The 19,856-nt window shown below is 71.8% G+C and carries 18 protein-coding genes; 11 read left to right on the top strand and 7 right to left on the bottom strand.

All coding sequences use genetic code 11. The features are described 5' to 3' along the window. Nucleotides 1–14: 14 nt before the first annotated feature. From QUY26_RS36010 to QUY26_RS36020, 3 genes are all read left to right on the top strand, one after another. Nucleotides 15–1,352, top strand: a complete 1,338-nt coding sequence (locus QUY26_RS36010; RefSeq protein ID WP_289954194.1) for a DUF6986 family protein — start codon at nt 15–17, stop codon at nt 1,350–1,352. 137 nt (nt 1,353–1,489) lie between these two features. Then, nucleotides 1,490–3,568, top strand: a complete 2,079-nt coding sequence (locus tag QUY26_RS36015; protein WP_289954197.1) for a serine/threonine-protein kinase — start codon at nt 1,490–1,492, stop codon at nt 3,566–3,568. A gap of 328 nt (nt 3,569–3,896) precedes the next feature. Continuing rightward, nucleotides 3,897–4,112 carry a hypothetical protein gene (locus QUY26_RS36020; RefSeq protein ID WP_289954199.1) on the top strand — a complete coding sequence of 72 codons (216 nt, stop codon included), beginning with the start codon at nt 3,897–3,899 and terminating at the stop codon, nt 4,110–4,112. An 89-nt stretch (nt 4,113–4,201) separates the two neighbouring features. On the opposite strand, the gene QUY26_RS36025 is transcribed toward QUY26_RS36020, so the two are convergent. After that, nucleotides 4,202–5,290 (bottom strand): LacI family DNA-binding transcriptional regulator, encoded by a 1,089-nt coding sequence (locus QUY26_RS36025; RefSeq protein WP_436840459.1) that lies wholly within the window; start codon nt 5,288–5,290, stop codon nt 4,202–4,204. Nucleotides 5,291–5,626: 336 nt separating this feature from the next. Here QUY26_RS36025 and QUY26_RS36030 point away from each other — a divergent pair, with 336 nt between their 5' ends. From QUY26_RS36030 to QUY26_RS36040, 3 genes are all read left to right on the top strand, one after another. Beyond that, on the top strand, nt 5,627–6,598 hold the full coding sequence (locus QUY26_RS36030) for an ROK family protein (RefSeq protein ID WP_289954201.1): 972 nt from the start codon (nt 5,627–5,629) through the stop codon (nt 6,596–6,598). Between the two features lie 263 nt (nt 6,599–6,861). Next, nucleotides 6,862–7,326, top strand: coding sequence for a hypothetical protein (locus QUY26_RS36035; protein WP_289954204.1), 465 nt, complete (start codon nt 6,862–6,864; stop codon nt 7,324–7,326). A 170-nt stretch (nt 7,327–7,496) separates the two neighbouring features. Continuing rightward, nucleotides 7,497–8,195: a GNAT family N-acetyltransferase gene (locus QUY26_RS36040; protein WP_289954206.1), complete on the top strand. Its 699-nt coding sequence runs from the start codon at nt 7,497–7,499 to the stop codon at nt 8,193–8,195. Nucleotides 8,196–8,280: 85 nt separating this feature from the next. Here QUY26_RS36040 and QUY26_RS36045 read toward each other — a convergent pair whose 3' ends face one another. Beyond that, nucleotides 8,281–10,374, bottom strand: coding sequence for an NPCBM/NEW2 domain-containing protein (locus QUY26_RS36045; protein ID WP_289954207.1), 2,094 nt, complete (start codon nt 10,372–10,374; stop codon nt 8,281–8,283). A 266-nt stretch (nt 10,375–10,640) separates the two neighbouring features. On the opposite strand from QUY26_RS36045, the gene QUY26_RS36050 reads away from it, so the two are divergent. The 3 genes from QUY26_RS36050 (at nt 10,641) to QUY26_RS36060 (ending at nt 13,887) form a co-directional block, all read left to right on the top strand. Continuing rightward, nucleotides 10,641–11,900: an ABC transporter substrate-binding protein gene (locus tag QUY26_RS36050; RefSeq protein ID WP_289956334.1), complete on the top strand. Its 1,260-nt coding sequence runs from the start codon at nt 10,641–10,643 to the stop codon at nt 11,898–11,900. A gap of 143 nt (nt 11,901–12,043) precedes the next feature. Beyond that, nucleotides 12,044–12,961 carry a carbohydrate ABC transporter permease gene (locus tag QUY26_RS36055; RefSeq protein WP_289954208.1) on the top strand — a complete coding sequence of 306 codons (918 nt, stop codon included), beginning with the start codon at nt 12,044–12,046 and terminating at the stop codon, nt 12,959–12,961. Further along, on the top strand, nt 12,958–13,887 hold the full coding sequence (locus tag QUY26_RS36060; protein ID WP_289954209.1) for a carbohydrate ABC transporter permease: 930 nt from the start codon (nt 12,958–12,960) through the stop codon (nt 13,885–13,887). The genes QUY26_RS36055 and QUY26_RS36060 overlap by 4 nt, the downstream gene beginning before the upstream one ends. Before the next feature lies 1 nt (nt 13,888). On the opposite strand, the gene QUY26_RS36065 is transcribed toward QUY26_RS36060, so the two are convergent. Both QUY26_RS36065 and QUY26_RS36070 read right to left on the bottom strand, forming a co-directional pair. Next, nucleotides 13,889–14,566: a response regulator transcription factor gene (locus QUY26_RS36065; RefSeq protein ID WP_289954210.1), complete on the bottom strand. Its 678-nt coding sequence runs from the start codon at nt 14,564–14,566 to the stop codon at nt 13,889–13,891. Further along, nucleotides 14,567–15,745, bottom strand: coding sequence for a sensor histidine kinase (locus tag QUY26_RS36070; protein WP_289954212.1), 1,179 nt, complete (start codon nt 15,743–15,745; stop codon nt 14,567–14,569). It abuts the gene before it with no gap. 248 nt (nt 15,746–15,993) lie between these two features. On the opposite strand from QUY26_RS36070, the gene QUY26_RS36075 reads away from it, so the two are divergent. Beyond that, the gene (locus tag QUY26_RS36075) at nt 15,994–16,647 is read left to right on the top strand and encodes a hypothetical protein (protein ID WP_289954214.1); all 654 of its coding nucleotides are present in this window, start codon (nt 15,994–15,996) and stop codon (nt 16,645–16,647) included. A 181-nt stretch (nt 16,648–16,828) separates the two neighbouring features. Here the strand turns inward: QUY26_RS36075 and QUY26_RS36080 are convergent, their stop codons facing one another. Beyond that, complete coding sequence (locus tag QUY26_RS36080; RefSeq protein WP_289954215.1) at nt 16,829–16,966, bottom strand: 50S ribosomal protein bL37; 138 nt, start codon at nt 16,964–16,966, stop codon at nt 16,829–16,831. Nucleotides 16,967–17,071: 105 nt separating this feature from the next. Beyond that, nucleotides 17,072–17,461 (bottom strand): STAS domain-containing protein, encoded by a 390-nt coding sequence (locus QUY26_RS36085; RefSeq protein ID WP_289954216.1) that lies wholly within the window; start codon nt 17,459–17,461, stop codon nt 17,072–17,074. A gap of 305 nt (nt 17,462–17,766) precedes the next feature. Here QUY26_RS36085 and QUY26_RS36090 point away from each other — a divergent pair, with 305 nt between their 5' ends. Further along, on the top strand, nt 17,767–18,810 hold the full coding sequence (locus tag QUY26_RS36090; protein WP_289954218.1) for an NUDIX hydrolase: 1,044 nt from the start codon (nt 17,767–17,769) through the stop codon (nt 18,808–18,810). Between the two features lie 12 nt (nt 18,811–18,822). Here QUY26_RS36090 and QUY26_RS36095 read toward each other — a convergent pair whose 3' ends face one another. Further along, nucleotides 18,823–19,818 carry a helix-turn-helix domain-containing protein gene (locus QUY26_RS36095; RefSeq protein WP_289954220.1) on the bottom strand — a complete coding sequence of 332 codons (996 nt, stop codon included), beginning with the start codon at nt 19,816–19,818 and terminating at the stop codon, nt 18,823–18,825. Between the last annotated feature and the right edge of the window lie 38 nt (nt 19,819–19,856).

Genomic DNA, 19,856 nt, shown 5'->3' on the forward strand with positions numbered 1-19,856 from the left:
TGGAGGGTGCACGGATGGGTCAGCAGGAGAAGGTGTCCACGAGCCTCGCAGGTGCGGTCAGCGAAGGCATCAGCGCCTCGCTCGCGCCGGTCGACGCGGAGCTCGAACGCCGGTACCCGGGAGACCCCGGCACCCGTCAGCCCGTGCACACCGTGTACGTACCCGGTGAGGCCTTCGCCGCGGACACCATCCGCGACTGGGGCGGCCGCGCCCTCGCCGCCCTCGACGAGCACGCCCCCGACGCCGCGTCCTTCGCCGCCGTCCTCGGCCTCGCCGACGACCTCGCGGAGCCCGTCTACACCCGCGTGCGCGCCAAGCTGGAGCGCGAACCCGTCGAGGACCTGCGCGTCGACTTCGAGGACGGCTACGGCGGCCGCACCGACGCCGACGAGGACACCCATGCCGCCCGCGCGGCCCGTCTGATCGCCGAGGCCTACGCGAACGGAACGGCCGCTCCGTACATGGGCATCCGCATGAAGTGCATGGAGGCGCCGGTACGCGACCGGGGCATCCGCACCCTCGACGTCTTCCTGTCCGGCCTCATGGACGCGGGCGGGCTGCCCGACGGCCTCGTCCTGACCCTGCCCAAGGTGACGTACGCCGAGCAGGTCACCGCGATGGTGCGGCTCCTGGAGGAGTTCGAGAAGGCCCGCGGCCTCACCCCGGGACGGATCGGCTTCGAGATCCAGATCGAGACCAGCCAGTCCATCCTCGCCGCCGACGGCACCGCCGCCGTCGCCCGCATGATCGACGCCGCCGAGGGCCGCGCCACCGGCCTGCACTACGGCACCTTCGACTACAGCGCCTGCCTCGGTGTCTCCGCCGCCTACCAGGCCAGCGACCACCCCGCCGCCGACCACGCCAAGGCCGTCATGCAGGTCGCCGCCGCGGGCACCGGCGTGCGCGTCTCCGACGGCTCCACGAACGTGCTGCCCGTCGGACCCACCGCGAAGGTCCACGACGCCTGGCGGCTGCACTACGGCCTGACCCGGCGCGCCCTCGCCCGCGCCTACTACCAGGGCTGGGACATGCACCCCGGCCACATCCCCACCCGGTACGCCGCCGTCTTCGCCTTCTACCGCGAGGGCTTCGCGCAGGCCGCGGCCCGTCTCGCCGCCTACGCCAACCATCCCCAAGCTCTCAACTCCGTTCGAGCAGGGGAGACCCCAATCGGCGGCGACATCGCGGACGAGCCCGCCACCGCCAAGGCCCTCGCCGGGTACCTGCTGCGCGGCCTGGACTGCGGGGCGCTCGACACGGCCGAGGTCACCCGCCTCACCGGCCTGACGCTCGCCGGGCTCCAGGCGTACGCGGGGCCGCGCCGGGGGGACCTGACGCCGTCGGCCAAGTAGGGCCGCGACCGGAGGCGCGGGCGTCCCGAGGTCTTCACGAGACGTCCCGCACCGCCTGTCACATCCGCCCCGTACTCTGTACGCCACACAGCACATCAGCACGACGGCGGCACAGGGATCGCAGGGACGGGGCAGCGGTGTCTTCGGGGGAACAGGGACAGACGGACGGGGTCGGCCGCGTCCTCGCCGGGCGGTATCGCGTGCTCGCGCAGCTCGGGCGCGGCGGCATGGGCGTCGTGTGGCGCGCCCTCGACGAGGTGCTGCACCGCGAGGTCGCGGTCAAGGAGCTGCGCACCTACACCGACACGGCCGGGCCGGAGCTCGCCGACCTGCGGCTGCGCATGCAGCGTGAGGCCCGCGCGGCGGCCCGGGTGCGCCACCCCGGAGTCGTCGCCGTGCACGACGTCGCGGAGGTCGACGGACGGCCGCTGATCGTCATGGAGCTGGTCGACGGGCCGTCCCTGGACGACGTCCTGCGCGAGCGAGGACCGCTCGACCCGCGCGAGGCCGCGGCCATCGGCGCCAAGGTCATGGACGCCCTCGCCGCCGCCCACCGCGCGGGCGTCCTGCACCGCGACGTCAAGCCCGGCAACATCCTCCTCGGCACCGGTGGCCGCGTCGTCCTCACCGACTTCGGCATCGCCACCATGGAGGACCCCGGCGACGGCTCGGCCACCCACCTCACCCGCAGCGGCGAACTCGTCGGCTCCCTGGACTACTTGGCGCCCGAGCGGGCCCAGGGCCAGGAGCCCGGCCCCGCGTCCGACGTCTGGGCGCTCGGCGCCACGCTGTACGCGGCCGTCGAGGGCGCGTCCCCGTTCCGCCGCACGTCCACGTGGTCCACGCTCACCGCGATCGTCGTCGAGCCCCTGCCCGTGCCGCTGCGCGCGGGCATGCTCATGCCGGTCCTGCGGCTCCTCATGGACAAGGACCCGCAGGCACGGCCGGACGCGGAGGGCGCGCGGCGGCTGCTTGAGCAGGTGGCTGCGGGGGAGTCGATCTCGTCGGGGGCGTTGGGGGCGTTGGGGGCGTCAGGGGCGCCGGGGGCGTCGGAGGCAGGGCGTGCGGCTGGGGCTGGTGGGGTTGGTGAGTTCGGTGGGGCTGTGGGGGCTGGTGGGTCCGCCGGGGCTGTTGGTGCCGCCGGTGCCGTGGGAGCCATGGGGCCTCTGGGGTCTGGTGGCCCTGTCGGGTCGACCGGACGCGGCGGCGTGACCGGGCCCCTCGGACACGCGGAGTCGCCGTCCCCGGGCGCAGGGAGCGGGGAGCGCGAGCCCACGGTGCGCCATGTGCCGACAGCGCCGCCGCCCGGATTCGGTCCGCCTCCCGGTGCGGCAGGAGCGGCCGGTGTGCCCGGGGAGGCTCCTGGGCACGGTGGGGCGGGGGCGCCCGGCGAGCTCGCGGCGTTCGGTGTGCCGGGTCTCGGCACGGCCGGACAGCCCGCGGGGTCCATACCGGCGTCCGCTGCGGAACCCTCCGGCCGTCGTGCCGCCCGGGCGGGTCGGCCGCGCCGGGGCAAGGCCCTGCTCGCCGCCGCGGCCGTCGTGGTCGTCCTCGCGGCGACGGGCGTGACCGTGGCGGTGCTCTCCGGCGGGGACGACAAGAAGGACCAGGCACGGGACGCGCGCGACGCGCAGGAGGCCGGGGGCACGGTCGAACCGGGCTCGGACGCGAGCCGGGGCGCCCTCGACCCGGACGGTTCGAAGCCTTCGAAGCAGGGCGACAAGAAGACGAAGCCCTCCAAGGGCGCCGACCGCCCCGACAAGGCGGGCAAGGACGACCGGGACGGCGACGGCGAGGACGGCGCGAAGGGCGACGGGGCGGCGGACGACGACTCCGGTTCCGGTTCCGGCGACAAGTCCGACGCACGCCCCAAGGAGTCGTCGAAGCCGCCCAGGAGCGGCACGTCCGGCGGTTCCTCCGGCGGCGACGAGGAGCCCGCGTGCCACCCCGCGGGCGGCGGCAAGTACAACTGCTCGGTGTGGCAGACCGCCAAGTCGTACCAGGCGTCGGGCGCCGAGGCGGGCATCCTCAACGCGGGCACCAACTACTTCTACTGCCAGCAGAACCTGGGCCGCCGCGAGACGCACGGCCAGTGGACCAACGTCTGGTGGGCGAAGACCGACGACGACAGCGGCAACACGAATGTGTTCGTGAGCGACGTGTACATCCGGGGCGGCGACAACGACAAGCCGCTTCCGGGTCTGCCGACCTGCTGACGGTGGGGCCGCCCGGCCCCTGAGGGGTGCCCCGGGCGCGCCGCGTGCGCGGGGCAGGGAACACCGGGGCGCGTCGGGCCCGCCGTGAACATTCCGGCTGCGCGGCTCCCGCGACGGCGCGGACCCTTGCCGGATGGACGAGTTGACGCCCACGAAAGCCCTGATCGGCCCGGAGGCCTCGGCCGACGGGGACCGACCTCATCGTGCGCGCCGCGACTCCCGAGGACGCGGCCGAGATCTGCCGCATGCTCAACACCGTCGACCTCCTGGAGCTCGGGCACGCGGAGACCGACCTGGGCATCGTCGAGGTCGACCTGGTCCACACGACATGCCGGGCTACGAGACCGTCTACGGGCGCGCCGTCGAACCCGCCGCGACGGTACGCATCACCTGGGCCGACGGAGCGCGGCGCACGGTCCGCCCGAACCCCGACGGCACGTTCCTGACGTTCGCCCGCAGGCGGCCCGGGACGGAGCGGGAGCACCGCACGATCGACGCGCCGGACCGGCGGGGGAAGGTCGGCACGAGCGACCCTCACGGGTAGGGCGACCCGCACGGGCCACAGCGCGGGCGCCTTGGGCAGCTCGCCCGGCGCGGGACGGCCGCCCTGGTCGGCCCGCGCCGGGCAGCCCCTCACGCGGAGGGCGGCAGCTCCCCCGACCCCCGCGTGATCAACCGCGTCGGCAGTTCGATGCGCTCCGGCGTGTCCGAGGCGCCGTCGAGCTGGCGGAACAGCCGCTCCGCCGCCGTGCGCCCCAGCTGGGCCGCGTCCTGGGCGACCACCGTCACGCCGGGGCTCAGCAGGTCGGCCAGCTCGATGTCGTCGAAGCCGACGAGGGCCACGGGGCGGGCCAGGCCCGCGAGGACGCGCACGACCGTGACCGTCACGCGGTTGTTGCCCGCGAAGACGGCGGTGACGGGGGAGGGGCCCGACAGCATCGACTCGGCCGCGTGCCGGACCCGGTCGGGGTCCGTGGGGCCGAGCGACACCCAGGACTCGTCGACCTCGATGTCCGCCTCCGCCATCGCCGCGCGGTAGCCGCGCAGCCGTTCTATCGCGGTGTGGATGCGCGGCTGGTCACCGATGAAGCCGATCCGGCGATGACCGTGGGCGACCAGGTGCGCCACGCCGTCGCGCGCGCCCCCGAAGCTGTCGGAGAGCACCACGTCCGCGTCGATCCGCCCCGGCGGCCGGTCCACGAACACCGTCGCGACACCGGCGGCGATCTCCGGCTCCAGATAGCGGTGGTCGTCGCCCGCCGGAATCACCACGAGCCCGTCCACCCGGCGGGCGCACAGGGCGAGCACCAACTCCTGCTCGCGGTCCGGGTCCTCGGCGCTCGAGCCGTTGATCAGCAGCGCCCCGTGCGCGCGGGCGACCTCCTCCACGGCTCGGCTGAGCGGCCCGTAGAACGGGTCGGCCAGGTCCTCAAGGACCAGGCCGATGCTCGCCGTACGGCCCTTGCGCAGCACCCGCGCGCTGTCGTTGCGCCGGAAGCCCAGCGCCTCGATGGCCTCCTGGACACGGCGTTCGGTGTCGGGCGTGACACCGGGCTCGCCGTTCACGACGCGCGACACCGTCTTCAGGCCCACACCCGCGCGCGCGGCGACGTCCTTCATGGTCGGCCGGTTGCCGTAACGGCTCTTGGAGTCCGCGGTGCCGTCCGGAGTCCTCCCGTCCGTACGGAGCCGGGAGACGGGGGTGCGGGCGGTCTCTGCCACGGTGCGCTGTCCTGTCTGTCGTCCACTGGTGCGGATCTCAGTGTGCGTAACGTCGGTGCTTCACGTGAGGAAGTTCAGACTTCCACCTCTGCGCTTCCCCCTCTGTACGGCGACGTCCGTACTGCGACGTCCACTATCCATCGGGGGTCGTACGTCCCCGTCCACCGGGGTCCGCATCCGTCGCGCCCGGGGACCGCCCGGGGCGGCGCGCGCCCGGTCGAATGCGTGTGCCGCGCATGTGGCGTCGAGCATAGGACCTGGACAACGTTGTCAGATGCGCGAGAGACTAGGCACCGCACTCTCCGGCCTGCCCTTTCACCAGGAGATCTCACACTGATGCCCACGGACCTCGTCGCCGCACTCGACATCGGCGGCACCAAGATCGCCGGAGCCCTCGTGGACGGCCGGGGCCGGATCCTGCTGCGTGTCCAGCGGCCGACGCCCGCGCGCGAGGACGGCGACACCGTGATGCGCGCGGTCGAGGAGGTGCTCGGCGAGCTGACGGCCGGTGAGCCGTGGGGCCTCGTCCGCGCGGTCGGCATCGGCAGCGCGGGTCCGGTCGACGCCGGCGCGGGCACGGTCAGCCCGGTCAACGTCCCCGGCTGGCGGGGCTATCCCCTGGTCGAGCGCGTGCGCGCCGCAGCCGGTGGCCGACCGGTCGAGCTGGTGGGCGACGGCGTCGCGATGGCGGCAGCCGAGCACTGGCAGGGCGCGGCCCGCGGCCACGACAACGCCCTGTGCATGGTGGTGTCCACCGGCGTCGGGGGCGGCCTGATCCTGGGCGGCTCCCTGCACCCCGGCCCCACCGGCAACGCGGGCCACATCGGGCACATCAGCGTGGACCTCGACGGCGACCCGTGCCCGTGCGGCGGGCGCGGCTGCGTCGAGCGGATCGCGAGCGGCCCGAACATCGCCCGGCGCGCCCTGGCGAACGGCTGGCTCCCCGGACCCGACGGCGACACCTCCGCCGCCGCCGTGGCCCGCGCGGCCCGCGCGGGCGACCCGGTCGCCGTCGCCTCCTTCGACCGTGCGGCGAAGGCCCTCGCCGCGGGCATCGCCGCCACGGCCACGCTCGTCGAGATCGACATCGCGGTGATCGGCGGGGGCGTGGCGATGGCCGGCGACCTCCTGTTCGCACCCCTGCGCCGTGCCCTGCGCGAGTACGCCACCCTGTCGTTCGTCGGCGGCCTCACCGTCGCCCCCGCCCTGATGGGCACCGACGCGGGCCTCGTGGGCGCGGCCGCGGCGGCGCTGCGGGCGTTCCCCGACGCGACGGTCGGACAGCTGCGCCCGGTGGCCAATCGCTGAGCCCGGTCGCGGCGACGTCCAGCGGCTCCAGGAGGTCGCCGCTCGTTGGGACTTGCCGAATCCCGTCGATGCCGGGTGAACGGCCAGCGGCTTGCGCCCAGTTGCGGCACGAGGCTGCAAACGGGGGGAGCGTCAGGCGATCACGATGGCAGCGCAGAAGGATCGGAGCCGGAGAAGAGGCACAGTGCCTCGGGCGGTCGCCTGGACGATTGGTGTCGCGCTCGTCGCTGTGCTGCTCACCTCATGTGAGGGTCGGCACTCTCGTGGGCGTCAAGCTGCACTGCAGCGGGGCGGGCGTCACCTGCACGGCACTCTCCTCCGAGCGGCAGAACGTGCTCACGCCTGACGACAAGGCGAAATGGCGGTGGATGGTCAAGCCATCCGCAACGGGCACCATGACTCTCGCCCTCACGGTCACGGCGTACTACCGCGACACGAACAACGTCCTTTTCGAGAAGCCGCCCTTCATGCGGAGAGCGCGCGTCGACGCGACGGCGGCGAACACGGCTCGGCGCGCCAAGGACGATGCGGTCGCGGTGCTGGCGGTCCTGGGCGCGGTGTTCGGTCTGGGCGTCGCCTGGGTGACGATCCACGAGTTCTGGCAGCGTCGCTCCGGCAGAAAGACCGAAGCCGAGGCCACGAAGAAGACTCTGCCACGGAGGGTACGCGGGGTACGCAGGGTGAGGCACCGCGACGGCCCCCGCGTGCGTCGTCGCAACCGGACATGACCTTTGGCCCGGCGCCAAAAGACCTTGTCGACCGCGTCCGGCTTGCCGGCCTGGCGGCCAGGCGGCTGTCGGCTGGCGACCTGGCGGCCGGCGGCCTTCGTCATTCGCGGATCGGGCCGGGCAGTCGACCCCCGTGCCGCGGAGGAGTGCCGGGATGCGAAGATCGGGCAGTGACCAGTGATGCCGCCGTGCTCGACCATCCCGTGGCCCAGTCGCTGCTTGGGCAGCACGCGGAGCTGGCTCGGCGCTGCGGGCAGGCGGCCACGTACCTGCCGGGTGTCGCGACCTTCTGCGCGGTGCCGGCCGAGCCCGACGCGACGGACTGGGCCGATCTGGCGCGACTGCTCGGCAGCGGCGGTTTCGCCGACATGTTCAGCAGCCCGGCGCTCCCGCCGTCGGACTGGGAGCCGGTCTTCGAGTTGGAGGGGCGGCAGATGCTGTGGCCCGGCCGCCCAGCCGGTGCTCCACGTCCTGCCGCCGATGTCGCGGTCCTGGAGCTGGGGCCGCAGGACGTGCCGGACATGCTCGACCTCGTCGCGCGGGCCGAACCGGGGCCGTTCTGGCCCCGTACCTGTGAGCTCGGCACCTATCTCGGGATCCGCGCGCAAGGACGCCTGGTGGCGATGGCGGGCGAGCGGCTACGGCCTCCGGGGTGGACCGAGATCAGCGCCGTGTGCACGGCCCCCGAGGCACGCGGCCAGGGCCACGCGGCCCGGCTGGTGCTCGCGCTGGTCGAGCGCGTACTCGCCCGGGGAGAGCGGCCGTTCCTGCACGTGGCCGAGGCGAACACCGGTGCCATCGCCCTGTATGAGCGGCTCGGGTTCGAGAACCGCAGGTCAGTGACCTTCCGCGGCTTCCGCACCCCCTGACGCGCCGGGTGGGCCCGGCCCTGTCGTCGAGACGGGGCCGGGCCCCACGCGCGCTCGGGCCCGAGCGCGCGTGAACTCAGCGGTCTCAGCAGTTCAGCACCGGCTCCGCCCAGTCCGCGTGGTCCGAGTCGATGCCGTCGCCGCCGTCCGTGACGACGAGGCGGATCACTTCGGCGCCGCGCACGTCGGCCGAGACCGTCTCGGCGGGGTCGGCGGTGGTGAGGACGCCGGTGGCGGCGGCGAGTCTGCCGTCGGCCCAGATCTGGAAGGCGACGGTGCCCTTGTCCGGCTTCTCGTCGTCGACGCCGACCTGGGCGGTCAGCTTCTTGCACGTGCCGCCCGCGTAGTACTCGACGGTGCTCTGCGCGTGCACACCGAGCCCCTTGGCGTACACCTTCCCGCCGATGGTGAGCGGCCTGCCGTCGCCTGCCGCGCTCTCGCCGTTGCTGGTGTCCTTCTCGACGGGACCCCAGCCGTTGGTGGTGGACAGCCAGGGCAGGCCGCTGAGCGCGGTGTCGCCGGTGGGCGGGGCCACCACGACCCGTGCCGTCAGGGGCAGTTCGAGCTGGACGCGGCCGCCGCCGGGTGCGCGGTGGCTCGCCTTCAGGCCGAGGGCGTACGCTCCGGGCTTGGCGTCCCGCGGTGCCGTCACCTGCCAGGACGTGCCGAGAACCTCGCCCGTGCGGAGGGTGGACGCGCGGGTCGGGGAGGTCGCCTTGAGGCGCCAGCCGGAGGGGCCGGTGAGGGAGACGCGGACGTCGCGCGCGTCGGTGCTGCCGCGATTGGCGACCTTGGTGAGGACCTTCTCGGCCTTGCCCGCCTCCACCAGCGGGTCGGTGGCGGTGCCGAGGTCGACGGCGGGCGGCTTGTGGTGCCACTGGTCGTCGGCCGAGACCCGCACGAGGACCGTGCCGTGCGCGGGCACGGTCGCGGAGATGGTGCCCGCGACGTTGTAGCTCTCGTGCTTCCACAGGTCGCGCAGGGAGTAGCCGTCGGCGGCGGGCAGGCCCACGGCCTTCGCGGTCGTGGTGATGGTCTTCGGGCTGCCGGTCTCGTTGAACAGCGCGACGGCGCGGCTGCCGTCCTTCATCTCCTTGGCGACGACCCAGCGCCCGCCCTCGGACGAGACGACGTGGCCCTGCTTGCCCAGCGGGTCCTGGTCGACGGCGATGACTTCCTTGTTGCCGAGGATGTCGAAGGTCTCGGGGGAGACCTTGCGCAGGTCGGAGCCGATGAGCAGCGGCGCGGCCATGATCGACCACATGGAGAAGTGGCTGCGGTACTCGGTGGCCGTCATGCCCCCGTTGCCGACCTCCAGCATGTCGGGGTCGTTCCAGCGGCCGGGGCCCGCGTGCTGCGCGAGCGGCAGGTTCTTCTTCATGATGGAGAGCATCGAGCCCCAGTTGTCGCTGATGTCGCCCGTGGTGCGCCACAGGTGACCGACGTCGGCGGCCCACTCCCAGGGCTTGTTCTCGCCCCACTCGCAGATGCTGTAGACGATCGGGCGGCCCGTCGTCTCCGACGCCGCCTTCAGGGCGTCCCGCATGGCGATGTAGCGCTTCTTGGCGTCCACGCCCTGGTTATTGCAGTTGTCGTACTTGAGGTAGTCGACGCCCCAGTCGGCGAACTGCTGGGCGTCGCTGCGCTCGTGGCCGAGCGCGCCGGGGAAGCCCGCGGAATTGCAGGTCTTCGTGCCCGCGCTGGTGTAGATGCCGAGCTTGAGCCCCTTGGAGTGGACGTAGTCGGCGACCGCCTTGATGCCGTTCGGGAACCGCTTGGGGTCGGGCACCAGCTTGCCGTCGGCGTCGCGCTGCGGCAGCGCCCAGCAGTCGTCGAGGTTGACGTACTCGTACCCCGCGTCCTTGAGGCCCTTCTCGACGAAGATGTCGGCGATCCCTTTGACCATCGACTCATCGAAGTCGGCGCGGCAGTGCGTGGCGTTCCAGTTGTTGAAGCCCATCGGAGGGGTGAGTGCGAGGCCGTCCGGCAGCCGGGGGCCCTCGCTTCCCCGGGCCTGCTCCCGGGGCTGGGCACCGTCCGCTCCGGGCGGCTGGGCGGAGTCCGTGGTCCGGGTGTCGCGGGCGACGGCGGGCGCCGCGAGCCCGGCCGCGCAGAGCAGCGCCGCGGCGAGCGACCCGACCACTCTTCGGCGGATGGTGCGGCGGGAAAGGTGACGCATCGTGACGTTCCTCCGTACTCGCGGAAGATGGGATGTCTTCGTGTACGTGTCACTCGTGCGCGCTTACGGTAGGGCGTGTTGAACTCTGTTGGAAGAGGAGCGGTAACGGTTCGGGCCGTCCCCGTCAAAACCCTTGACGGCAGGGACTGGTGGGAGTGAGATCCAATCCTCGCGTTCGGTTGTGTTCGGTTGCACCCCGAGGAGGGGACATGACGCAGTCATCGTTCACCGGTCCACCGACCCCGCGTGGTGGCGTGGGACATCCGATGTCCCGGCGGAATCTTCTGCGCGGTGCGGCCGTCGGCGCCGGGGCGGTCACGCTCCCCGCGCTGCTCACCGGCTGCGGTGACGGACCCGGCGGCAACAAGAACGAGGTGACGGTGGGCTCCAACGCCTCGGACGCCGTGCCGAAGAAGGCGTTCGCCGCGGCCTTCGACGCGTACGAGAAGCAGAGCGACAAGAAGGTCAAGGTCAACACCACGGAGCACAACGAATTCCAGCAGAACATCACGCGCTATCTCCAGGGTTCACCGGACAACGTCTTCATGTGGTTCGCCGGCTACCGCATGCAGTACTTCGCCGAAAAGGGCCTGCTCATCGAGATCAGCGATGTCTGGGAGGACTTCAAGGGGTTCTCGCCCGCCCTGAAGGAACAGTCGACCCACGAGGGCAAGCAGTACTTCGTGCCGTACTACTACTACCCCTGGGCCGTCTTCCACCGGAAGAGCCTCTTCGAGAAGCAGGGATACGAACAGGCCAAGAACTGGGACCAGTTCATCGCCCTCGCCAAGAAGATGCACAAGGACGGCACCCCGGTCGCCTTCTGCGACAAGGACGGCTGGCCCGCGATGGGCACCTTCGACTACATCAACATGCGCCTGAACGGATACGACTTCCACAAGAGCCTGATGGCGGGCGAGGAGGCGTGGACCGACCAGAAGGTGAAGAAGGTCTTCGACCTGTGGCGCGAGCTCATGCCGTACTACCAGAAAGGCGCGCTCGGCCGGACCTGGGAGGAGGCCGGGCAGGGCCTCCAGCAGCGCAGGACCGGCATGGCCGTCTTCGGCATGCCGCACCCCGGCTCCCAGTTCCCGGTGGACGAGCGCGACGACATCGACTTCTTCGCGTTCCCCGAGATCGACCCGCAGTTCGGCCAGGACGCGGTGGAGGCGCCCATCGACGGATTCCTCATCGCCAAGAAGTCCAGGAACGTGGAAGGCGCCAAGGACCTGCTTGCCTGGCTCGGCACCGCAGAGGCCGAGGACGTCTATCTGAAGGGCGACCCCAACAACGTCGCGGTCAACGACGGCGCCGACACCGCGAAGTACTCCCCGCTGCAGAAGAAGTCCGCCGAACTCGTCTCCAAGGCCAAGCACATCTCGCAGTTCCTGGACCGCGACACCCGCCCCGATTTCGCGCAGACCGTGATGATCAAGGCGCTGCAGGACTTCATCAGCAACCCGAAGGACGTAGACGGGCTCGTCAACAGCATCGAACGGCAGAAGAAGGACATCTTCTCCACCTGAGACGCCACCCGGGAATTCCCCTGGAGCTCGACCCGGGACGCCCCCTGCGACGCCCCCGGAACTCCACCCCGGGCTCCACCCCAGAACTCCACCGAGAAGAACCGTGAGTTGATTCGTGAGCTGATTCGAGAGGACCGCACTCCGTGCCGCAGAAAACCGCGCGGCGCGCCGGTCGGCGGGCGACGGCACGGCGCTTCACGCGCCGTGACATCGCCGTGCTCGGCGTGCTCCTTGGCATCCCCGTGCTCCTTGACATCGTCATCGTCTGGGGCCCGGCCCTGGCCTCCGTCGGCCTGTCCTTCACGTCCTGGGACGGCATCGGCGACATCCACTGGGTGGGCGGGGACAACTACGAGAACCTGGTCGAGGACTACCCCGCGTTCTGGCCCGCCGTCCGCCACAACCTGTTGTGGATCGCCTTCCTCGGCCTGGTGGCGACGCCGTTCGGGCTCTTCCTCGCCGTCCTCATCGACCGCGGCGTCCGCTTCAGCCGCTTCTACCAGTCCGTGCTGTACATGCCCGTCGTGCTGTCCCTCGCCGTCGTCGGCTTCATGGCGCAGCTGCTCCTCGGCACCGACCAGGGCGTCGTCAACACGATCCTGGACAACCGCAACGACCCGGTCGATTGGCTCGGCGACTCCAGCATCAACCTGTGGATGATGATGCTGGCCGCGAGCTGGCGGCACACCGGCTACGTCATGATCCTCTACCTGGCCGGACTCAAGTCCGTCGACCCCGCGCTCAAGGAGGCGGCGGCCATCGACGGCGCGAACGAACGCCAGACCTTCTTCCGCGTCACCCTGCCGACGCTGCGCCCCGTGAACGTCATCGTCGGCGTCATCACCGTCATCGAGGCTCTGCGCGCCTTCGACATCGTCTACGCGGTCAACAAGGGCCGCAACGGGCTCGAACTGCTCTCGGTGCTCATCACCGACAACATCATCGGCGAGGCCAGCCGCATCGGGTTCGGCTCGGCCATCGCGGTCTTCCTGCTCGCGGTGTCCCTGGGATTCATCGTGACGTTCCTGGTCCAGGAGCTGAGAGGAGCGCGCGAGAAATGACAGCGGACATCCGTGCCACGGCCCGCACCACCGAACCCGCGCCACCCGCACGCGAGTTCCGCCCCGCGCGGCCGCCCCGCCGCGGTCGCTTCGGCGTGCACATCTTCCTGTCCGCGGTGTCCCTGCTGTTCCTGGCGCCGCTGCTGCTCGCCGTCTACGCCAGCCTGCGCCCGTACGAGGAGACGGCCCAGCACGGCTACTTCTCGTTCCCGAAGAAGCTGTCCTTCGACTACTACCGCGAGGCCTACACCGAATCCGGTATGGGCAAGTACTTCATGAACACGCTGATCATCGCAGTGCCCGCGGTGATCATCACGCTCTTCCTCGCCGCGTTCGTCGCGTTCGCCGTCGCCCGCATCAACATCCGCGGCAGCCTGGCCCTGCTGATGTTCTTCACCGCGGGCAACCTGCTGCCGCCACAGGTCCTCGTCACACCGCTCTACGTTCTCTTCCTGAAGATCGACCTGCCTTGGTGGATGTCGGACTCGATGAGCCTCTACGACTCGTACTGGGCCGTCATCCTCGTCAACATCGGCTTCCAGGTGGGCTTCTGCGTCTTCGTCCTGGCCAATTTCATGCGCACCCTGCCCAAGGAGATCCTGGAGGCGGCGATCGTCGACGGCGCCGGGGTGTGGACCCAGTTCTGGCGCATCACCCTGCCCCTGTGCCGCCCCGCGATCGCGGCCCTCGCCACGCTCGAGTTCACCTGGATCTACAACGACTTCCTCTGGGCCCTGATCTTCATCTCCAACCCCGACAAGCTCCCCATCACCTCGTCGCTGAACAACCTGCGCGGCCAGTTCTTCACCGACTACAACCTGCTCGCGGCGGGATCGGTCCTGGTGGCCCTGCCGACGATCCTTGTCTTCCTGCTGCTGCAACGGCACTTCATCGCGGGGTTGACGCTGGGGTCGAGCAAGGGCTGAGTCAGTTCTCCGCGTCGCGGACCAAAAGCGCGATCTGCACCCGGTTCTCGACCTGCAGCTTGGCGAACAGGTTGGTCGTGTGCGCCTTGACGGTGGCGACTCTGATGCGGAGCCGTCGGGCGATCTCCGGGTTGCCCAGGCCGTCCGCGATGGCCCGGGCGGTCTCGCGTTCCCGCTCGGTCAGGGTGGACAGCTGTTTCCGCGCGGCTTCGCGGGACGGGTCGCGGGCGTGCGCGGACTGCGGTCCGGTGGCCGCGGCGATCACTCGCGCCGTGGCCGCGGGCGACAGGACGGGGTTGCCGCCCGCGACGGTCCGTACCGCGTCGAGGATCTGCGAGGGCTGGGTGTCCTTGAGTACGAAGCCGAGTGCTCCGGCGCGCAGCGCGCCGAGCACCAGATCGTCGGAGTCGAAGGTGGTCAGCATGAGCACCCGCGGCGCGGGCCGCCGGGTGAGGAGTTCCCGGGTCGCGCTGAGACCGTCACGGCCGGGCATGCGCACGTCCATCAGGACGACGTCCGGCCGCTGTTCGTCCACGGCGGTGAGCGCGGCGTTCCCGTCGGCCGCCTCCGCGACGACGGTCAGGTCCGGTTCACCGTCGATGATGAGGCGCAGCGCCATGCGCACCAGTTGTTCGTCGTCGACGATGGCGACACGGACCTTCGTCTGTTCGGTGTCCACTCAGGTTCTCTCTTCGAGCACGGGGCCCGGCCAGGGCAGGGCGGCTGTCAGGAGGTAGCCGTCGCCGGGGGTGGGGCGGTGGTCGAGCCTGCCGCCGACGAGGTCGACCCGCTCGCTGAGGCCGAGCAGCCCGAATCCCGACGTCGGCGGTCGCGCCGTCGTGGCGGTGGTCGCCGAGTTGCGGACGCTGACGGTGAGATGGCCGCCCGCGGTTCCCGCGAGAGTGACGTGCACGCGGGCGCCCGGGGCGTGCTTGGCGGCGTTGGTGAGTCCTTCCTGGACGATCCGGTAGCAGGTGCGGGCGACGACGTCGGACGGTCTTCCCGTCACGGTGGTGCTGAGCGTGACGTCGAGGCCGGACCCGCGTGCCTCCTCGACCAGGCCAGGGATGTGGCCGAGGTCGGGCTGGGGCGGTTCGGGGCGGCCGGGTTCCGCCCGGAGCACGCCGAGGACGTCCCGTAGTTCCTCCAGGGCCTGGTGGGAGCCCTCGGCGATGCCGCGGACCAGGACGCGGTTCTCCTCGGCGCTGAGGTCGCCGCGGTGGTCGAGGACTCCGGCCTGCAGGGCGACCAGGGAGATCCGGTGCGCGAGCACGTCGTGCATCTCGCGGGCGATCCGGTTGCGCTCCAGGGTGCGGGCCCGCTCCGCTCGCGCGGTCTGCTCGCGTTCCGCGCTCTCTGCCCGCTCCCGCAAGGACCGCACCTCGACTCGGCGTGCGCCGACGGCCATGCCCACGGCCACCGCGATGCCCGCGGCCAGTGCCGGGAGCGCGAACCGGAACCACGTCGAGCCGGGCGCGTCCTGCGTGGGGTAGGGCGAGGGGATCTGGGACGCGGCCAGGTAGACCAGCGCGACGCTCCCGATCTCCATCGGACGGCGACGGGTGGCGACCGAGCTCAGCGCGAGCAGCGCGGTGCCGCCGGCGAGCGCCGACGCGGTGGAGACGATCGCGACCGTCATGGCGACGGCACGCGGGAACCGGCGCCGCCACAGCAGCGCGGCCAGGCAGCCGAGAGCGACCAGCGGATCACCGATGAGGAACCAGGAACCCGTCCCGTCCGCCTGCCGGTGCAGCACCACTCCGAGGGACAGCCAGGTCGGCAGGCCCATGGCCGCGGCCGCCGCGAGGCGCCAGGCCTGCTGCCGCCGTCCGAGCGGTGGCGCGACGTCCGTGTTCACCCGGTCATTGTCGCGAGACCGCGTGGACAGCGCGTCAGACCTGAGTCTGGTATGCCCTTCGACCGGAGTCGAATGACCGCCTCGTCCTTGGTCGAGGACGGTCCGGGCCGACGGGCCGATGTGCCGACCGCGCCGGCTGGGCGAAGGTCGTTCCGCACGGACGACACCGCCCCCGGCACGTCGACACCGGTGGCCGTCACCCCCGATCACGAGTGCGTAGGACCGAACTGTCGCGAGGGAGCGGAGTCATGATCGACGAGTGGCGGCGGCGCCGGGCGGCCCGGCGGGTCAAGCCCGGGGACGGGTGGCCGCTGCAACCCTTCCGCTGGTGGCAGCTGCTCTCCCGCGCCCTCTTCTACCTTCGGCTGACGCACGACGACGGTCGGCAGATCGTCTACGCCATCGACGTCAGGCACGGCCGGACCGACGAGTCGGGCGCCGTCAACGCCGATCTGTACGTCGACGGCAGGCGGCATGCCCGGTCCAGGCTCCCCGCGGCCTTCCCCGTCCCCGGAGGCACCGTCGAAGTGAGGACGAGCGCCTTCGGGCTCAAACGCTGCCACTACGTCACCGCTGAGGGAACCGAGCACCGACTCGTCCCGGACCGCGACTCCGCCGAAGGGCGCCGTGCGTACGTCGACCGCGCGCACCCGGCACTGAGCCGCTGGATCGGGCACCTCTCGTCGATCGTGCTCGTGCTCGCCCTGCTCCTGCTCGTCTCCCAGCTGGTCGAGCAGGTCACCCGGCCGGACGAGATCGCCCGGCACGTCGGGGCCTTCACGTCCCCCGTGGACCTGTCGGCGTGGGGCAACGCCGTGGCGGGGTTCGTTGCCGCGGCGGCCGGCACGGAGCGGGCGCTGCGGCTGCAGTACCACTGGCTGCTCGATGCCGGGGCGGGATGACCGGAGCAGAACCTCGACGTGCCGTGCGTGGCGCTTACGGCAGTTGTCGGGCCACGGCCCGTTCCGGCGCCCTCGGCGAAGTACCAGTCATGGCTGTGCACGGATACGCCGGTGTCCCGATGCCACCCCGGTACGGGGACCAGACTCCCGGACCGCCGCCTTACGAGCGGCGGTCCGACCGTCAGGACTGCGGCCGCTTGCCGTGGTTGGCCGCGTGCTTGCGGCGGGCCTTCTTCTTGCGGCGACGCTTCGAGGACATGGCCGCGCTCCTCTCGGGGGTGAGATGGCGCCGATTGCTCGGTCTTTCGGCGTTTTCCACCCTTTCACACCGCTGCGGGGCTCGCGATTCCGCCGGGGGTTCGCGGGAGCGACGCGGCCGTACGGGCCCCGGGCCGTGCGGTTCGGGGCCCGGTCGTGTACCCGGTCAAGGGCCGAGGTGCGGCTGCGCCAGCGCCTCCCGTACGGAGGCGACCGGAGACAGCGTCGCCTTCAGGCCGGTGATGCCCATGACGCGCAGGGTCATGGGGTCGGCGCACACCACGCGCAGCGCGGCGCCCCGGGCGGTGAGGCGGCGGTGGGCCCGCATGAGCAGGGAGAGGCCGGAGCAGTCGAGGAACGTGGCACGCGTCAAGTCGACCACGACGACCCGGGCCGGGCCCGCCGTCACCGGGTCGAGGTGGGGGAGCGTGCGCTGGAACCCCACGAGGTCCATGTCGCCGTACAGCTCCACGACCGTGGCGCCGTCGACCTCGTACACCCGGGGTGGTAATTCCGGGTTCTCGCACGTGAATTCGCTCAGCTTGTCCTGATGCACTAGTCCCCCCAGGGCGAGCCCCGGCCAGTGCGCGCGGCCGGGGGCGGCTGCTGTGCAGCAACCGGAACGAGGAGGTCACCAGGGGCCAGGGTGCCTGGCGGATCACGGTATCGGGCAGGGCTGTGACGCGTCGTGCGGGAACGATTCATGGGAGAGCACTGCCACTCGATAGGGGGAAGTTGGCGCGAGGCCCTTGACAGGGTGGCTCGACTGTTCCCGCGAGGACGGCCACCCTCATCAGGCGCTGGTTTCCGTGGCAGTGTGTTGCGGGCAAGCCACTGGGGGCCAACAGAAGAGGGGGAACCGTGATCGTCTGGATCAACGGCGCGTTCGGTGCGGGCAAGACCAGCGCCGCACGGGAACTGATCGAGCTGATCCCGAACAGCACACTCTTCGACCCTGAGGTCATCGGCGGCGGGCTGCCGCAGCTCCTTCCGGCCAAGCACCTCGCCGAGGTGAGCGACTTCCAGGACCTGCCGATCTGGCGGCGCCTGGTGGTCGACACGGCGGCCGGGCTGCTCGCCGAGGTCGGCGGCGTCCTCGTGGTGCCGATGACACTGCTGCGCCAGGAGTATCGCGATGAGATATTCGGCGGGCTCGCCGCCCGTCGCATACCCGTGCGCCACGTTCTGCTCGCTCCGGACGAAACGATCCTGCGTGCGCGCATCGCCGCCCGTGAGGTCTCCCCGGACGTGCCCGACGGCGAACTGCGCGTCCGACAGTGGTCGTTCGACCACATCGAGCCCTACTTCGCCGCGCTGTCCGCCTGGCTCGGCGCGGACGCCCACCGCGTGGACAACGGCTCCCTGACGCCGTACGAGACGGCGGAGCGCGTCGCCGAGGCCGTCCGCACCGGGGCCGCCGCCGTCTGCGACATCGTGCAGACACCCGAGCCCACCGCGGAGACCCTCGCCGCCGGCGTGCTGCTCTTCGACGAGCAGGACCGGGTGCTCCTGGTGGATCCGACGTACAAGGCGGGCTGGGAGTTCCCCGGCGGTGTGGTGGAGCCGGGCGAGGCACCCGCGCATGCCGGGGTGCGCGAGGTCGCCGAGGAGACCGGAATCCGGCTCACCGGGACGCCGCGCCTGCTCGTCGCCGACTGGGAGCCGCCCACACCGCCCGGCTACGGCGGCATGCGCCTCCTTTTCGACGGCGGCCACCTCGACAGCAGCGAGGCGCGCAGGCTGCTGCTGCCGGGGCCGGAGCTGCGGGACTGGCGCTTCGTCACCGAGGACGAGGCCGCCCGGATGCTCCCGCCCGTGCGCTACGCCCGTCTGCGCTGGGCGCTGCGGGCGCGGGAGCGGGGCGCGACGCTGTACCTAGAGGCGGGCGAGCCGGTGGGCGGCTAGCCGGGGGCCGCGTCAGGCGGGCAGGAGCGGCTGCTGCCCGTTCAGGAGGGCCGTGCCCAGTGCCGTGACCGCGTGCAGCGTGGTGTTGCGGTGGCGGCGGCTGGAGACGAGCGCGGCCTGGCGCAGGGCGGTGAGGTGGCGGCTGGCGTTGGACGGGCTCAGGCCGGTGTGCCGGGCCAGTTCCGTGGTGGTGGAGGTGCCGTCGGCCGCGGCCTCCAGGAGGCGGGCGCGGGCGTGGCCGAGGAGGGCGGCGAGGGCCGGGTGGTCGGCGAGGGCGTGGCTCGGCCGCTCCCAACCCGGCCGGTGTTCGATGGGGTAGGCCAGGACGGGGTCCAGGGCGGGGTCGATGAGGGTCGTGGGGTGGCAGGGGCTGAAGAAGCAGGGCAGGAGCAGCAGGCCGCGTCCCTCCAGATGGAGGTCGAGGTCGAGGGGGAAGTCCATGGTGAGGACCGGGTGGTCCCAGCGGGCTGACGGGTGCAGCGTGCCGAGGACCGCGTCCCACCCGCCGTGTGCGAGGGCCCGGGTGCGCAGCGCGACGTCGTGGCGCACCTCGTCGTCGATGACGCGCCAGTACGGCTGGAGCCCGACATCGAAGCAGGCCCGGGCGGTGTCGGCGATGCGGCCGAGCACGGGGGCCGAGCCCGCGGCCAGGTCGGCCGCCCAGGAGGGCAGCCTGCGGCCGGGGTTGAGGCGGCCGAAGGTCTGGAGGTCGGCGCGCAGCGTCCGCCGGGGCAGGGCGCGCAGGGCCTCCGTCTGTTCCCGCAGCTCCGCGCCCGTGCGAAGGGTGAGGAAGTCGCAGGTGTAGCCGCGGACCGGGGAGAGCGCCGTGAGCATCCGGACGTCGGCCGGGAGCGCGGGGGCCACCCGCCGTCGCCAGGCGCCGAAGAGCACGGAGGCGTCGCGGCGTCGGAGCCGGTGCAGGCTGATGCTCAACTCCCACAGCGGATCGGGCCCTTCGACGAATCGAGTGCGCGCGAGGTCGTCCGAAGTGAAATGAATCCGCAGCATTCCGGTTCCCCCGATTTCGATAGCGCAGAAACTTCCCC

It is taken from the genome of Streptomyces flavofungini (genome assembly GCF_030388665.1).
In the GTDB taxonomy this organism is placed as follows: Bacteria; Actinomycetota; Actinomycetes; order Streptomycetales; family Streptomycetaceae; genus Streptomyces; species Streptomyces flavofungini_A.

Coding starts and splice junctions, on each gene's coding strand:
- QUY26_RS36010 (WP_289954194.1), top strand. CDS start 15: ATGGGTCAGCAGGAGAAGGTGTCCACGAGCCTCGCAGGTGCGGTCAGC.
- QUY26_RS36020 (WP_289954199.1), top strand. CDS start 3,897: ATGCCGGGCTACGAGACCGTCTACGGGCGCGCCGTCGAACCCGCCGCG.
- QUY26_RS36030 (WP_289954201.1), top strand. CDS start 5,627: ATGCCCACGGACCTCGTCGCCGCACTCGACATCGGCGGCACCAAGATC.
- QUY26_RS36045 (WP_289954207.1), bottom strand. CDS start 10,374: ATGCGTCACCTTTCCCGCCGCACCATCCGCCGAAGAGTGGTCGGGTCG.
- QUY26_RS36050 (WP_289956334.1), top strand. CDS start 10,641: ATGTCCCGGCGGAATCTTCTGCGCGGTGCGGCCGTCGGCGCCGGGGCG.
- QUY26_RS36060 (WP_289954209.1), top strand. CDS start 12,958: ATGACAGCGGACATCCGTGCCACGGCCCGCACCACCGAACCCGCGCCA.
- QUY26_RS36075 (WP_289954214.1), top strand. CDS start 15,994: ATGATCGACGAGTGGCGGCGGCGCCGGGCGGCCCGGCGGGTCAAGCCC.
- QUY26_RS36095 (WP_289954220.1), bottom strand. CDS start 19,818: ATGCTGCGGATTCATTTCACTTCGGACGACCTCGCGCGCACTCGATTC.